The 13,516-nt window shown below is 61.8% G+C and carries 10 protein-coding genes; 6 read left to right on the forward strand and 4 right to left on the reverse strand.

Translation table 11 applies throughout. The features are described 5' to 3' along the window. Positions 1 to 156: 156 nt before the first annotated feature. From A7K61_RS16115 to A7K61_RS16135, 5 genes are all read left to right on the forward strand, one after another. Positions 157 to 765 carry a YqiA/YcfP family alpha/beta fold hydrolase gene (locus tag A7K61_RS16115; RefSeq protein ID WP_069557928.1) on the forward strand — a complete coding sequence of 203 codons (609 nt, stop codon included), beginning with the start codon at positions 157 to 159 and terminating at the stop codon, positions 763 to 765. A 46-nt stretch (positions 766 to 811) separates the two neighbouring features. Continuing rightward, the gene (parE, locus tag A7K61_RS16120; protein WP_003188026.1) at positions 812 to 2,716 is read left to right on the forward strand and encodes a DNA topoisomerase IV subunit B; all 1,905 of its coding nucleotides are present in this window, start codon (positions 812 to 814) and stop codon (positions 2,714 to 2,716) included. Beyond that, positions 2,716 to 3,711 (forward strand): esterase-like activity of phytase family protein, encoded by a 996-nt coding sequence (locus A7K61_RS16125; protein WP_047712438.1) that lies wholly within the window; start codon positions 2,716 to 2,718, stop codon positions 3,709 to 3,711. Before parE ends, A7K61_RS16125 begins: the two co-directional genes overlap by 1 nt. A gap of 70 nt (positions 3,712 to 3,781) precedes the next feature. Next, positions 3,782 to 6,046, forward strand: coding sequence for a DNA topoisomerase IV subunit A (gene parC, locus A7K61_RS16130; protein ID WP_069557929.1), 2,265 nt, complete (start codon positions 3,782 to 3,784; stop codon positions 6,044 to 6,046). Between the two features lie 173 nt (positions 6,047 to 6,219). Continuing rightward, positions 6,220 to 6,933, forward strand: a complete 714-nt coding sequence (locus tag A7K61_RS16135; RefSeq protein ID WP_032873461.1) for a membrane integrity-associated transporter subunit PqiC — start codon at positions 6,220 to 6,222, stop codon at positions 6,931 to 6,933. 215 nt (positions 6,934 to 7,148) lie between these two features. Here the strand turns inward: A7K61_RS16135 and A7K61_RS16140 are convergent, their stop codons facing one another. Further along, positions 7,149 to 8,681, reverse strand: coding sequence for a HAMP domain-containing protein (locus tag A7K61_RS16140; protein WP_044270970.1), 1,533 nt, complete (start codon positions 8,679 to 8,681; stop codon positions 7,149 to 7,151). A 133-nt stretch (positions 8,682 to 8,814) separates the two neighbouring features. Between A7K61_RS16140 and serB the strand changes: the two genes are divergently transcribed. After that, positions 8,815 to 10,029: a phosphoserine phosphatase SerB gene (gene serB / locus A7K61_RS16145; protein ID WP_003188034.1), complete on the forward strand. Its 1,215-nt coding sequence runs from the start codon at positions 8,815 to 8,817 to the stop codon at positions 10,027 to 10,029. Between the two features lie 130 nt (positions 10,030 to 10,159). On the opposite strand, the gene asd is transcribed toward serB, so the two are convergent. The 3 genes from asd to A7K61_RS16160 are packed head-to-tail and all read right to left on the reverse strand — an operon-like array spanning position 10,160 to position 13,444. After that, positions 10,160 to 11,020, reverse strand: coding sequence for an archaetidylserine decarboxylase (asd, locus tag A7K61_RS16150; protein WP_003188035.1), 861 nt, complete (start codon positions 11,018 to 11,020; stop codon positions 10,160 to 10,162). Between the two features lie 15 nt (positions 11,021 to 11,035). Further along, positions 11,036 to 11,851, reverse strand: coding sequence for a rhodanese-like domain-containing protein (locus tag A7K61_RS16155; RefSeq protein WP_044270973.1), 816 nt, complete (start codon positions 11,849 to 11,851; stop codon positions 11,036 to 11,038). 57 nt (positions 11,852 to 11,908) lie between these two features. Continuing rightward, positions 11,909 to 13,444 (reverse strand): HDOD domain-containing protein, encoded by a 1,536-nt coding sequence (locus A7K61_RS16160; RefSeq protein ID WP_069557930.1) that lies wholly within the window; start codon positions 13,442 to 13,444, stop codon positions 11,909 to 11,911. Positions 13,445 to 13,516 lie beyond the last annotated feature (72 nt).

Here is a 13,516-nt window from a genome sequence, read left to right on the forward strand (position 1 = left end):
GACTCGCTTCGCATCGTGGTTACCGGAGGCTGCGGCTAACTGCACAGGCAAGCCAGCTCCCACAGGGGGATTCGGTGCCTGATAGATTGAGGTGCTCACAGCCGGCCTTGATCCCTGTAAACTGCGCCTCTTTGGCCCCAGCACGGAGAGCCCGGCATGTCCGCTTCGATCCTGTATATCCACGGTTTCAACAGTGCGCCGGCTTCCAACAAGGCCAGCCAGTTGACCACTGTGATGGATGCCCTTGGCCTGTCCGACCAGTTGCGTGTGCCGGCGCTGCATCACCACCCTCGTCAGGCAATTCTTCAATTGGAGCAAGCGATTGCGCAACTGGACCGGCCACTGCTGGTCGGCAGCTCACTCGGCGGCTACTATGCAACCCATCTTGCCGAACGCCATGGCCTCAAGGCGCTGCTGGTCAACCCGGCGGTCAGCCCCCATCGGATGTTTGACGGTTACCTGGGCACCCAGAAGAACCTCTACACCGATGAGACCTGGGAATTGACACAGGACCACGTCACGGCGCTGGCCGAGCTGGAAGTACCGGCGCCCCAGGATGCCGGGCGTTATCAGGTGTGGTTGCAGACCGGGGACGAAACCCTGGATTATCGCCTGGCCCAACAGTATTACCGGGCCTGTGCCTTGCGCATCCAGGCCGGTGGCGACCATGGTTACCAGGGGTTCGCCCAGCAATTGCCGGCACTGTTGTGCTTTGCCGGTATTGGCGCAGATCAGTTTCAATCCTTCGATTTTTCGTCACTGTAGAAAATCGCAGGTCACTTTTTAATCGAACGACTCACGACGAGACCCCATGGCCACTCCCAGCGCTAGCTCTTATAACGCCGACGCCATCGAAGTCCTCTCGGGCCTCGACCCGGTGCGCAAACGCCCCGGCATGTACACCGACACCAGTCGGCCGAACCACCTTGCCCAGGAAGTCATCGACAACAGCGTCGACGAAGCCTTGGCCGGGCACGCCAAGTCGGTGCAAGTCATCCTTCACGCCGACCATTCCCTGGAAGTGTCCGACGACGGTCGTGGCATGCCGGTGGACATTCACCCCGAAGAGGGTGTGCCGGGCGTCGAGCTGATCCTTACCAAGCTGCATGCCGGCGGCAAGTTCTCCAACAAGAACTACCAGTTCTCCGGCGGTTTGCACGGCGTGGGTATTTCCGTGGTCAACGCCCTGTCGACCCTGGTGCGGGTCAAGGTCAAGCGCGACGGCAACGAGTACCAGATGACCTTCGCCGATGGATACAAAGCCACCGACCTGGAAGTGATCGGCACCGTGGGCAAGCGCAACACCGGCACCAGCGTGTACTTTGCGCCGGACCCCAAGTATTTCGATTCGCCCAAATTCTCCATCAGCCGCCTCAAGCACGTGCTCAAGGCCAAGGCTGTGTTGTGCCCGGGGCTGCTGGTCAGCTTTGAAGACAAAGGCACCGGCGAGAAGGTCGAGTGGCACTACGAAGACGGCCTGCGCTCTTACCTGGAAGATTCGGTCAGCGACTTCGAACGCCTGCCCAACGAGCCGTTCTGCGGCAGCCTGTCGGGTAATAAAGAAGCGGTGGACTGGGCGCTGCTGTGGTTGCCCGAAGGTGGCGACAGCGTGCAGGAAAGCTACGTCAACCTGATCCCCACGGCCCAGGGCGGCACCCACGTCAACGGTTTGCGCCAAGGCTTGCTGGATGCCATGCGTGAATTCTGCGAATACCGCAGCCTGTTGCCGCGCGGCGTGAAGCTGGCGCCGGAAGACGTGTGGGAGCGCATCGCGTTCGTGCTGTCGATGAAGATGCAGGAACCGCAATTTTCCGGCCAGACCAAAGAGCGCCTGTCGTCCCGCGAGGCGGCGGCGTTTGTCTCGGGTGTGGTCAAGGACGCCTTCAGCCTGTGGCTCAACGAGCACCCAGAGCTGGGCCTGGCCCTGGCGGAACTGGCGATCAACAACGCCGGCCGTCGCTTGAAAGCCAGCAAGAAGGTCGAGCGCAAGCGCATCACCCAGGGCCCGGCATTGCCCGGCAAACTGGCCGATTGCGCCGGGCAAGACCCGATGCGTTCCGAGCTGTTCCTGGTGGAGGGTGACTCCGCCGGCGGTTCCGCCAAACAAGCGCGGGACAAGGAATTCCAGGCGATCCTGCCGTTGCGCGGCAAGATCCTCAACACCTGGGAAGTCGATGGCAGCGAAGTGCTCGCCAGTCAGGAAGTACACAACATTGCCGTGGCCATCGGGGTAGACCCAGGCGCGGCGGACATGAGCCAGTTGCGCTACGGCAAGATCTGTATCCTCGCCGACGCCGACTCCGACGGCCTGCACATTGCTACCTTGCTGTGCGCGTTGTTCGTCCAGCATTTCCGCCCGTTGGTGGATGCCGGTCACGTCTACGTCGCCATGCCGCCGCTGTACCGCATCGACCTGGGCAAGGAAATTTTCTACGCCCTGGACGAAGCCGAGCGCGATGGCATCCTCGACCGCCTGGTGGCCGAGAAGAAACGCGGCAAGCCACAGGTCACGCGATTCAAGGGCCTGGGTGAAATGAACCCGCCGCAACTGCGCGAAACCACCATGGACCCGAACACCCGGCGCCTGGTGCAGTTGACCCTGGAAGACTTCGCCGCCACCTCGGAAATGATGGACATGCTGCTGGCGAAGAAACGCGCCGGCGACCGCAAGACCTGGCTGGAATCCAAAGGCAACCTGGCCGAGGTGCTGGGCTGATGCGCACAGGCGTCGCCCTGGCGATCCTGATGTTGAGTGGGCTGGCGGTCACCCAGGTGGCTGCCGCCAGCGTGGCAGAGCTCAAGCTGGTCTCGGAACATCCGGTGGACGGCATGCGCGGTGGGAACCTGTCGGGCCTGGCGTTGTGTGGCAACGAGCTGTGGACGGTTTCGGACCGCGATGACGACCAGATCTACCGCCTGGATACCCGTGCGCCGACCTGGAGCGCCGAGGCAATAAAGATCGACGTGCCGCCCGTGCCCGAGTCCGGCCTGCCTTGGGGCTTGCGTTCGCGTACCAAGGCCGCTTCGTTCATACGCGGCGGTGACCTGGACTTTGAAGGCATCAGCTGTGATGCCGCAGGCAACCGCTACATTGTCAGCGAAGCCCATGCCGCGGTGCTGCAGGTGCCGGCGGCGGGCGCGCCCGAATGGTTGAAAATCGCGCCGGGGATGGTGCGCGAAGCCAGAGCCAGTGGCATGTTGCTGCACTTTAATGCCTTGTTCGAAGGCCTGGCGGTAAACCCGGAAGGCAATCAGATCTGGCTGGCTGCCGAGCGCGAACGTCGTGGCCTGGTCTCGATCAAGCGTGGGCAGAGCGTATGGGATTGCGATGGCCGTTGTGTATTGTTGAGCGAGGCCGGCCAGGAAGTGCAGCCGGCGCAGTTCCCCAACGCCAAGGCCGTGTCCAAGGACTTTGCCGACTTGTCGCTGTTCAACGGCAAGCTGTTTACCCTGGAGCGCAATGCGTTCCAGATCTGCCGACGCGACCCGCTCACGGCCAAGGTTGAGCTGTGCTGGTCGTTTGCCGACGAAGCCCTGACACCGCAGCGACGTTACCCACAGTCGTATGGCCTGGCTGAAGCCCTGTTGGTGGATGCCGACGGTGCCTGGGTCGGCATCGATAACAATTTCGGCCCGCGTGCCGATGGTGAAAAGCGTCCGATGGTCTATCGTTTCGCCGCCCCGGACGGCGGCTGGAGTGCCCAGCCATGAATCGAGATTTTTTTGAATTGAATCAGCGCAGCGGCAGTTCCACTGCGCCTTACCCCATGATGAGGCCCGCATGAGTGACATCCTCGCAGACAGTTTAGATGGCGTAGAACGCCGGTCGCTGGCTGAATTCACCGAAAATGCCTACCTCAACTACTCCATGTACGTGATCATGGACCGTGCCTTGCCGCATATCGGCGACGGCCTGAAGCCCGTGCAACGGCGCATCATCTACGCCATGAGTGAGTTGGGCCTGGACGCCGATTCCAAGCACAAGAAGTCGGCGCGTACCGTCGGTGACGTGCTAGGTAAATTTCACCCCCACGGCGATTCGGCGTGCTATGAAGCCATGGTGTTGATGGCCCAGCCGTTCAGCTACCGCTATACCCTGGTGGACGGCCAGGGTAACTGGGGTGCACCGGATGACCCCAAATCCTTCGCCGCCATGCGTTACACCGAGGCGCGGCTGTCGCGTTATTCCGAAGTGCTGCTCAGCGAGCTGGGCCAGGGCACGGCCGACTGGGGGCCGAACTTTGACGGCACCCTCGACGAACCCCTGGTGTTGCCGGCGCGTTTGCCGAACATCCTGCTCAATGGCACCACCGGTATTGCAGTCGGCATGGCCACCGACGTGCCGCCGCACAACCTGCGCGAAGTCGCCACCGCCTGCGTGCGCTTGCTCGATGAGCCCAAGGCTACGGTCGAGCAGCTCTGCGAGCATATCCAGGGCCCGGATTACCCGACCGAAGCAGAAATCATCACGCCGCGCGCCGACCTGCTGAAGATGTACGAAACCGGCAAGGGCTCGGTGCGTATGCGCGCCGTGTACCACATCGAGGACGGCGACATTATCGTGACCGCGCTGCCGCACCAGGTGTCAGGTGCCAAGGTGCTGGAGCAGATCGCCGCGTTGATGCAGGCCAAGCCGTCGAAATTGCCGCAAGTGGCCGACCTGCGTGACGAGTCCGACCACGAGAACCCGTGCCGCATCGTGATCATCCCGACCAACAGCCGGGTGGATCATGAAGTGCTGATGCAGCACTTGTTTGCCAGCACCGACCTGGAGTCCAGCTACCGGGTCAACGTCAACATCATCGGCCTGGACGGTAAGCCGCAGCTCAAGAACCTGCGCAACCTGCTGGTGGAATGGCTGGAGTTCCGCGTACAGACCGTGCGCCGCCGCCTGCAATTCCGCCTCGACAAGGTTGAGCGCCGCTTGCACCTGTTGGACGGCTTGCTGATCGCCTACCTCAACCTGGATGAAGTGATCCATATCATCCGTACCGCCGAGCACCCGAAGGCCGAGCTGATCGCGCGTTTCGAGCTGAGCGAAATCCAGGCGGACTACATCCTCGACACCCGCTTGCGCCAGTTGGCACGCTTGGAAGAAATGAAGCTGCGCGACGAGCAGGATGCGCTGCTCAAGGAACAAGCCAAGCTGCAAGCCTTGCTGGGCAGCGAAGCCAAGCTCAAGAAGCTGGTGCGCAGCGAACTGATCAAAGATGCCGAAACCTATGGCGATGACCGTCGCTCGCCTATCGTCGAGCGCGCTGAAGCGAAAGCTCTGACCGAAACCGAGCTGTTGCCCAACGAGAAAATTACCGTCGTTCTGTCGGAAAAGGGTTGGGTTCGCTCCGCCAAAGGGCATGATATTGACGCCTCCGGCCTTTCGTACAAAGCCGGTGATGGCTTCAAGACCGCTGCCGCCGGGCGTTCCAATCAGTTCGCGGTGTTTATCGACTCGACCGGGCGCAGTTATTCGGTGCCGGCCCATACCCTGCCATCTGCACGGGGGCAGGGCGAGCCGTTGACCGGGCGCCTCACGCCGCCACCGGGGGCGAATTTCGAGTGCGTACTGCTGCCGGACGATGATTCGCTGTATGTCATCGCTTCCGATGCCGGTTACGGTTTCGTGGTCAAGGGTGAAGACCTGCAGGCCAAGAACAAGGCAGGCAAGGCGCTGTTGAGCTTGCCGAACAACGCCAAGGTGATTCTGCCAAGGCCGGTGGAAGATCGTGAAAGCAACTGGCTGGCGTCGGTGACCACTGAAGGGCGTCTGCTGGTGTTCAAGATCAGCGACTTGCCGCAGTTGGGCAAGGGCAAGGGCAACAAGATTATCGGGATTCCCGGTGACCGGGTGGCCAGTCGCGAGGAGTATGTGACTGATATCGCCGTGGTCCCGGAAGGCTCTACCTTGGTACTCCAGGCCGGCAAGCGCACGTTGTCATTGCGCCCTGACGACCTTGAACACTACAAGGGTGAGCGTGGCCGGCGAGGTAACAAACTGCCACGAGGCTTCCAGCGAGTGGATGCCTTGCTGGTCGAAACGCCGGTTTAAGCGGTACTAGAGGCCTCGATCTACGATTTAACGCGTAGATCGATGCTTTCGCGCTGGAGTCATGGCGCATATTCACGGATGATATGGCCTTTCCAGCGCCGGCGTGGCCGAGCGTGTTCAGGTTATTTTTAGTATTACATTGTGGTTCGCCTTGTGGCAGCCACTTGGATGGGATGATGACTGCTCCACGCCTTCCTCTATTTTTGATGCTCGCTGGCCTTTTGGGGTTGGCGGGTTGCAGCACACACCAACCGGTGTCGCTGTACCAGCTGGACAGCGGAAGTCCGGCTCAGCCAGCTCAAACCGCTGGCATGGCAGTATTGCTGGGGCCGGTAGTCGTTGCCGACTACCTGCAACGCGAAACCCTGCTTCAACGTCAGAACGACGGCAGCCTGCAAGGTTCCACAGATGGTCGTTGGGCCGGTAGCCTGTCGTCGGATATCAATCAGTTGATGTTGCGTCAGGTCGCCGGCCAGCTGGACAGCCAGCGTGTGGTCTTGGCACCGGGACCCTCCGGGTTCACCCCGGATGTACAGGTATTGCTGACCATCACGCGGCTGGACTCCGGCAAGTCGCAACCGGCGATCCTGGATGCACAGTGGCGCCTGATCGACCGTCGCGGGCAAGTGCGGGACAACCGCATTGTGCACCTGCAGGAAGAACATGCAGGCACCACCGCGTCCCAGGTCCAGGCCCAGGGTGTGCTGTTGCAGCATTTGGCTCAGCAGTTGTCGGTGGCGCTCAAGCCATTGGCCAACCAGCCGCCGATTGCCGAAGCGCAGCCGCGTAAGCAAGCCCCGGCCCAGGCCAAGCCTGCGGCCCCGGAAAAACCGAAGATGCCGATGGCTACGCCGATTCGCACCGATCTGGAAGTGTTCAGGTTCTGATCTGAATCGCGCACAAACAAAAGGCCCGCTGAATAAGCGGGCCTTTTTATTGGGCTGCGAATACCACAAACCAAATGTAGGAGCGAGCTTGTGTAGGAGCGGGCTTGCTCGCGAATGAGGTGTGTCAGGGTCACATCAGTTGACTGACACGCCGCTTTCGCGAGCAAGCCCGCTCCCACATAAGCCCAACTCCACAGTAGGTATAACGCTATGCCTCAGGGCTTGCGGGTCTCATGCATCCGCGCCAACTGCCGTTCCAGCATCGACGGATACGGCTCCATCAACCGCTCCACACAGCTGGCACCCTCAGGGCTGGCAATCGGGCGGATACGTGCGCGTTGGCGGATCAGTGTGTCTTCGCTGATCTTGCGCTCCACCAGCAACAGGTTGCGGCTGTGCTGGGACAGGGCCAGGGCATCCTGGGCGATTTCAGTGAGCAGCAGGTCGATCTGGCTCATGCCAAACAGGTCGTCACCCACGGTTAGGCCCAACTGCAGTTGCAGGGTAATGCCGCTGTCGGCCACTTCGATCTGCAGGGCGTGGCCCAGGGCGCGCAACAGCTCGCCGCAGCAGATGGCGTTGGTCAGGTAGTCTTCGCCGCTGTCTTCGCTGTGGAACAGCATCAGCGTGCTGCCATCGTTCAGGGTATGCAGTTCGCTCTGATAGAGCGAAGCAGCCTGGTCGAGGCAGTCGCGGTAGCGTTCGAGCAGTTCGGTCAGGCGGGCACGGGGCAGGCGGCGCAGTTGCTCCTGGGCACCCAGTTGCACGGCGAGTACGGCGCTGTGCTGCGGCTCGGCGTTCTTGACCACAACCGGTTTCGGTGCGGCGACCGGGGCGGCTGCCGAGGTGTCGCGCAGGTCGGCGAACGGGTCTTCGTCGTCCAGCTCGTCTTCCTCGGCCTTGATCACATGGCGCGGTGCAGGCTTGAGGCCGGCCACCGGGGCGCTGTCGTCGAAGCCTGGGTCGCGCAGGTCGCGCACTTCAAACTCAGGCTCGTCGGTGTAGTCCTCGGCGTCGTCGTACTCAGGCTCGGGCTCGACTTCAGGCGCTTTGGGCTCCGGGGCAAAGCTGGCGTGGAGCTGGCGCGCGAGGTCGCCGATTTCGTCCTGGCGATCGGTAGCCGGGGTGTGTTCGTCGATATCCCGCAGCCAGATGCGCAGTTGCATCAACGGCGTGGAAATATGCCGGCCCAGGCGCAGGCTCAAGGCCAGGGCCAAAGCCAGCAGGATCGCGCTCAGGATGCCCATGCTCTGCAGGCTGATGGTCATGGGCTGCTGGAACTGTTGCATATCAAGGCTGATACGCAGTTGGCCGGCCTTCACGTCCTGGAACGTAATATTGCTCTGGTACAGGCCTTCGGCCTCACCGAGCAGGCCGTTTTTCGGGCGTTGCCCGGCTTCGGCCATGATCCGGTTGTCCACGCTATAGATAGCGGCGTGGGCCACCAGCGGGTTCTTGGTCAGGTTGTTGAGCAGCACGTTGAGGCTGAGGATGTCGTTGGACACCAGCAACTCAGTCGCCGAAGTGGCGGTCTGGGTTGTCAGGCTCGCGCCCAGGGCATCAGCCTGCTCGTGCATGGCCTGCTTGAACTGCAAACCCATCACGCAGGCGTAGATCACCAGGGCCAGAGCGACCAGGATCACGTTATGGCTGGCGATGCGCAATGCAATCGGTACACGGCGATGGCGCAGTGCCCGGAAGATCAGCAGGAAGAAGTTATCGGTTTTTACTGGCGTGGGCCGGTTCACTTGCGCTCGGCTCTTGGTCCGTGAAGTTGACGCGCAGTATAGCGACAGGCCCATGGCCGGCAAAGCGCTGGCTGTGCCCGATGGTCACTGAAAGTGGGTAGAATGCGGTTTTTTTCCAGCCTGGGGGTGCGCTTTGCGCGAAATTGTCCTGATCAACATCACGGGTGAAGACCGACCGGGTCTCACCGCAGCCATTACCGGCGTCCTGGCCCAGGGTGGTGTGAACATTCTCGACATCGGCCAGGCGGTGATCCACGACACCTTGTCGTTCGGCATCCTGGTGGAAATCCCCAGCACCGAACAGGCCTCCTCGGTACTCAAGGACATCCTGTTTACGGCGTATAAGCTCGATCAACAGGTACGTTTCACCCCGGTGTCCGAAGCCGATTACCAACACTGGGTCGAAGGCCAGGGCAAAAAGCGCCACATTGTCACCCTGTTGACCCGCAAGGTAACGGCGGAGCAGTTGCAGCGCGTCAGTTCCATTACCGCGCAGTACGGATTGAATATCGACCATATCGACCGTCTGTCGGGTCGCATGCCATTAGACACTCCGGCCGACAAGGGCAAGGGCTGCATCGAGTTCTCCGTACGCGGCGAACCGGCTGACGCGCAAGCGCTGCGCGCCGACTTCCTGAGCGTGGCCCAGGAACTGAACGTCGATATCGCCTTCCAGGAAGACTCCCTGTTCCGTCGCAACCGCCGCCTGGCGGTGTTCGACATGGACTCCACCTTGATCGAAGCCGAAGTCATCGACGAGCTGGCCAAGGCGGCCGGTGTGGGCGAGCAAGTGTCTGAGATTACCGAGCGGGCGATGGCCGGCGAGCTGGATTTTCGTGCCAGCTTCAAGGAACGTCTGGCGTTGCTCAAGGGCCTAGACGTGGGCGTGCTGGATTCGATCGGCGCGTCGCTGCGCCTGACTGAAGGCGCCGAAACCCTGTTCGCCGAACTCAAGCGCCTGGGCTACAAGACTGCCATCCTGTCCGGCGGCTTCACTTACTTCGCCAAGCAGTTGCAGGCCAAGCTGGGCATTGACTATGTATTCGCCAACGAGCTGGAAGTGGTGGATGGCAAAGTGACTGGCGTGGCGGTGGAGCCGATTGTCGACGCGCAACGCAAGGCCGACCTGCTCAAGGAATTGGCGCACAAGGAAGGCTTACGTCTGGAGCAGACCATTGCGGTCGGCGATGGCGCCAATGACTTGCCGATGCTGGCGATTGCCGGGTTGGGCGTGGCGTTCCGTGCCAAGCCGTTGGTCAAGCAATCGGCCAAGCAGGCGATTTCGACCTTGGGGTTGGATGGCGTGCTGTACCTGCTGGGCTTGCGTGACCGCGACGGTCAGCTCTAGGGCGCCACTCAACCCCCTGTAGGAGCGAGCTTGCTCGCGAAAATCGTCAACGATTACCCGGGCATTCTGGATGCCCGCGGTGCTCTTGAGTGCTTCGCGAGCAAGCTCGCTCCTACAGGGGTTGTGTCGATCAGGCTTTAGGCAAGGCGATACCCTGGCCCATCTGCACCGGCGTACCCGCTGCCAGTTCTTCAGCCCACTTGACCTGGTCCGGCCCGAACAGCACGATGGCGGTCGATCCCAGTTTGAAACGACCCAGTTCCGCACCTTTTTCCAGATGAATCGGCGCGCGAGCCGCTTCGTCGTAGCGGAAGGTTTTCAGCTCGCGCTTGGGCGGCGTCACCAAGCCGGCCCACACGGTTTCAATCGACGCAACGATCATCGCACCCACCAACACCACGGCCATCGGGCCGCGTTCGGTGTCGAACAAGCAGACAGCGCGCTCGTTACGGGCGAACAACTCCGGCACGTTTTCGGCGGTGGTCTGGTTGACCGAGAAAATCCGCCCTGGCACATACACCATCTCGCGCAGGGTACCGGCCAATGGCATGTGCACCCGGTGGTAGTCCTTGGGCGACAGGTAAATAGTTGCGAACTCGCCGCCCATGAACGGCGCAGCCATTGCCGCATCGCCACCGAGCAGTTCCAGCACGCTGAAGCTGTGGCCTTTGGCCTGGAAGATACGGCCATGTTCGATCGGGCCCAGTTGGCTGACCGCGCCATCGGCGGGGCTCAGGACTGCGCCTGGGGTTGGATCCAACGGGCGGGCGCCGTCTTTCAACGCGCGGGTGAAGAAGGCGTTGAAGTGCTCGTAGGCGCTCAGGTCTTCCACCAGGGCCTGGGACATGTCCACCTGGTAGCGCTTGGCGAACCAGGCAGTGAAGGCGTTCTTGAACCAGCGCACGCGGCACTCGGCGATACAGCCGGCCAGGCGCGACAGCAAGTGGTGTGGCAGCAAGTACTGGCTGAGGATAAACAACTGCTTTTTCATAACTGTCCTTAAACCTTAAATCTCAACGGGGGTGTCGGGGTGGTTGCCCCATTCGCCCCAGGAACCGGCATAACCTTTGACTCGCGGATAACCGAGCGCCTTGGCCACCAGGTAGGTGAAGCCAGAGCGGTGGTGAGTCTGGCAGTGGGTGATGATTTCTTTGTCTTTGGTCAGCCCGAGGTCTTCGAGGATCTGCGGCATGTCACGGCGGATACGCAGGTTGCGTGCCTTGTCCATGCCGGCGGTCCATTCGAAGTTCACCGCGCCGGGAATGTGGCCGCCCTTGGCTGCGAGCACTTTCTCGCCGGAATACTCCAGCGGGCCACGAGCATCCCAGATCCCCAGGTCGGCCGCGCCGAGACGGCTTTGCAGGTATTCACGGGTGGCGGTAGGGCCGTCGTGCAGCGTAAGGCTGACCGGGCCGCCGGCTGCTGGGGGCACATCGGTGGAAAGCGCGTGGCCTTCATCCAGCCATACCAGCAGGCCACCGTCGAGGTAGTGATATTTCTGGTGGCCGATCACGTCGAGCATCCAGATAAAGCGCCCGGCCCAACCGCCGCCTTCGTCGTCATAGACCACATAGGTGGCGTCCGGGGTGTGGCCTAGTTCGCCGAACAGTTTTTCCAGGTCGGCCTTGCTCGGCAGCAGGCCGGGTGCGGGCGGCTGGCCCAGTTGGGTGCGCTTGGGGTCAACGAAATGCGCGCCGGGGATATGCCCTTCGGCGTAGCGGGCGGCACTGGTGAGGTCCACCAGTATCAAGTGCTTGGAATCGAGGCGACTCGACAGGTCGGCGGATTCGATCACCAGCGGCAAGCCAGAGAAGTCAGGCATGTGAGGTCTCCTGGGCACAAATGTTGGCGATAAAGGCCGGTGATTGTAGCGCAAGCATCAGGCGCTGCGGTTGGTAAAGCTGTGCAGGGCTTTCTCGATGCATTGGGCGGTTTTGCCGAACGCTTGCACGGTAGTTTCCGAGAACGGCCCGCCGCCCTGGTCCGCCACGATCAGCATGACCACCCGGCCGTTGCAGCTCAGTGAGCGCAACAGCAGGTGCTCGCCGACAAACAGGCGACGCAGGATCGGTGGCAGCAAGGCGGAAAACTGCGCATGGTTGTCGGGGTTCAGGCGTACCTGGGCGGACTTTTCCAGCAGGCGTTGCAGCAACGTGCTGTTGACCACATCCAGGCTCAGGTGAGCCGCGTCCTTGGGCAGGCCGTCGGCCTGGTGCACACGCAAGGTGCTCAAGGCGCGATCGGCCATGAATATCAGTACCCGCTGCATGCCACTGGCCACCAGGGCTTCCTTGGCGCAAGTGGTCAGGTGCATGGCGTTGGCAAAGCGGCTCGGTTCCACCAGCAACTCGGTGCAACGCGTGCGCCACACGGCCAAGGCTTCGGCAGTCGGAGGCGGTGCAGGCAACAAGCCGCGATGGACCTTCTGCACATGCCACGGCCAGATCAGCGACAGCGCGGGGTGCCAGAGGTCGGGCATCAAGGTGGTGCGCGCGCTGGTCACCGCTTGCTGGTGGGCTTGCTGTTGCACATCGCTCAATGGCGTTTGCAGGTACAGCGCCGTCAGGTATTGCCAGCGCTCGGTGTGCGGGCAGGTCCAGGATTCTTGGGCCGACATCGCCAGGCCATTGGCCAGCAACACGGTGTTGGCCGGCTGGTTCAGCCAGCGCCGCAGGTTGGGCTCGGCATCGAGCAATTGCTGGTGGCGCAGGGCATCGTCTTGACGGGCAATGTGCAGCGCCTTGACCAGCAGGCGTTGCTCGGCCAGCAGCAACTTGTAGCCCTGTGAAACCCAGATCGGCAGGTGCCAGGCTTCGGTCAGGCCCAGGCACAGGTCGAGCAAGCGCACGCCGAACAGCTGTTGCTCGACCTGGCGCGCCGATTGGCCTTTATGGATCACCCGCAATTCCCATTCTTCCAAAAGCTTGGGGTAGGCGACGGCCATCGGCCACAGCGGCGACAGAAACAGCAGGCTGCCCCAGTGGATGTCCTGCCACAGTCGCGCCAGGCGACTGCCGAACAAACCGTTGGCTTGCTGGGATGCGTGCTGGCTGATCAGCAACAGTTGACGCAAGGCCACGGGAATTTCCCGGGCGGGTACCGAAGGCAGGCGCGCCAACAACTCCTCTGCACGTTTGAGGCCCAGGCGGTTAAGCGCGACTTCAAGGTTTTCCGCAGGTTCGGCCAGGCTGCCGTGGGCTTGGCTGTTGGCTTCGCGCATCACGCTCAACACCAGGGCCGGGCTGTTGTGCATCAGCTCCGCAATATCTCGCAATGAACTGCGGCTATCGCGAATGGCTTTGCATACGCGCTCATGACTGGCCTGGGGCACGGGCAGCAGCACGTCGTCCAGGCACTTGATCCAAGCGGCGAGGGTGGTGGGGCGGTTCGTTGGGACTGTCGTTTCAATTGCCATGATTGGGGCGCGATCATCACTTGCGTTCTACACGCCCGGAACGGGCCGAATTGGCTTTTCGCCTTAACGGGC

Origin of the sequence: Pseudomonas sp. AP42 (genome assembly GCF_001728935.1) — a bacterium.
GTDB classification, from domain to species: Bacteria; Pseudomonadota; Gammaproteobacteria; order Pseudomonadales; family Pseudomonadaceae; genus Aquipseudomonas; species Aquipseudomonas lactis.

Excerpts from the sequence above, each read along its gene's own strand:
- A7K61_RS16155 (WP_044270973.1), bottom strand. The coding sequence starts at position 11,851 with ATGCCTGACTTCTCTGGCTTGCCGCTGGTGATCGAATCCGCCGACCTG.
- A7K61_RS16135 (WP_032873461.1), top strand. The coding sequence starts at position 6,220 with ATGATGACTGCTCCACGCCTTCCTCTATTTTTGATGCTCGCTGGCCTT.
- asd (WP_003188035.1), bottom strand. The coding sequence starts at position 11,020 with ATGAAAAAGCAGTTGTTTATCCTCAGCCAGTACTTGCTGCCACACCAC.
- parE (WP_003188026.1), top strand. The coding sequence starts at position 812 with ATGGCCACTCCCAGCGCTAGCTCTTATAACGCCGACGCCATCGAAGTC.
- A7K61_RS16115 (WP_069557928.1), top strand. The coding sequence starts at position 157 with ATGTCCGCTTCGATCCTGTATATCCACGGTTTCAACAGTGCGCCGGCT.
- parC (WP_069557929.1), top strand. The coding sequence starts at position 3,782 with ATGAGTGACATCCTCGCAGACAGTTTAGATGGCGTAGAACGCCGGTCG.
- A7K61_RS16160 (WP_069557930.1), bottom strand. The coding sequence starts at position 13,444 with ATGGCAATTGAAACGACAGTCCCAACGAACCGCCCCACCACCCTCGCC.
- A7K61_RS16125 (WP_047712438.1), top strand. The coding sequence starts at position 2,716 with ATGCGCACAGGCGTCGCCCTGGCGATCCTGATGTTGAGTGGGCTGGCG.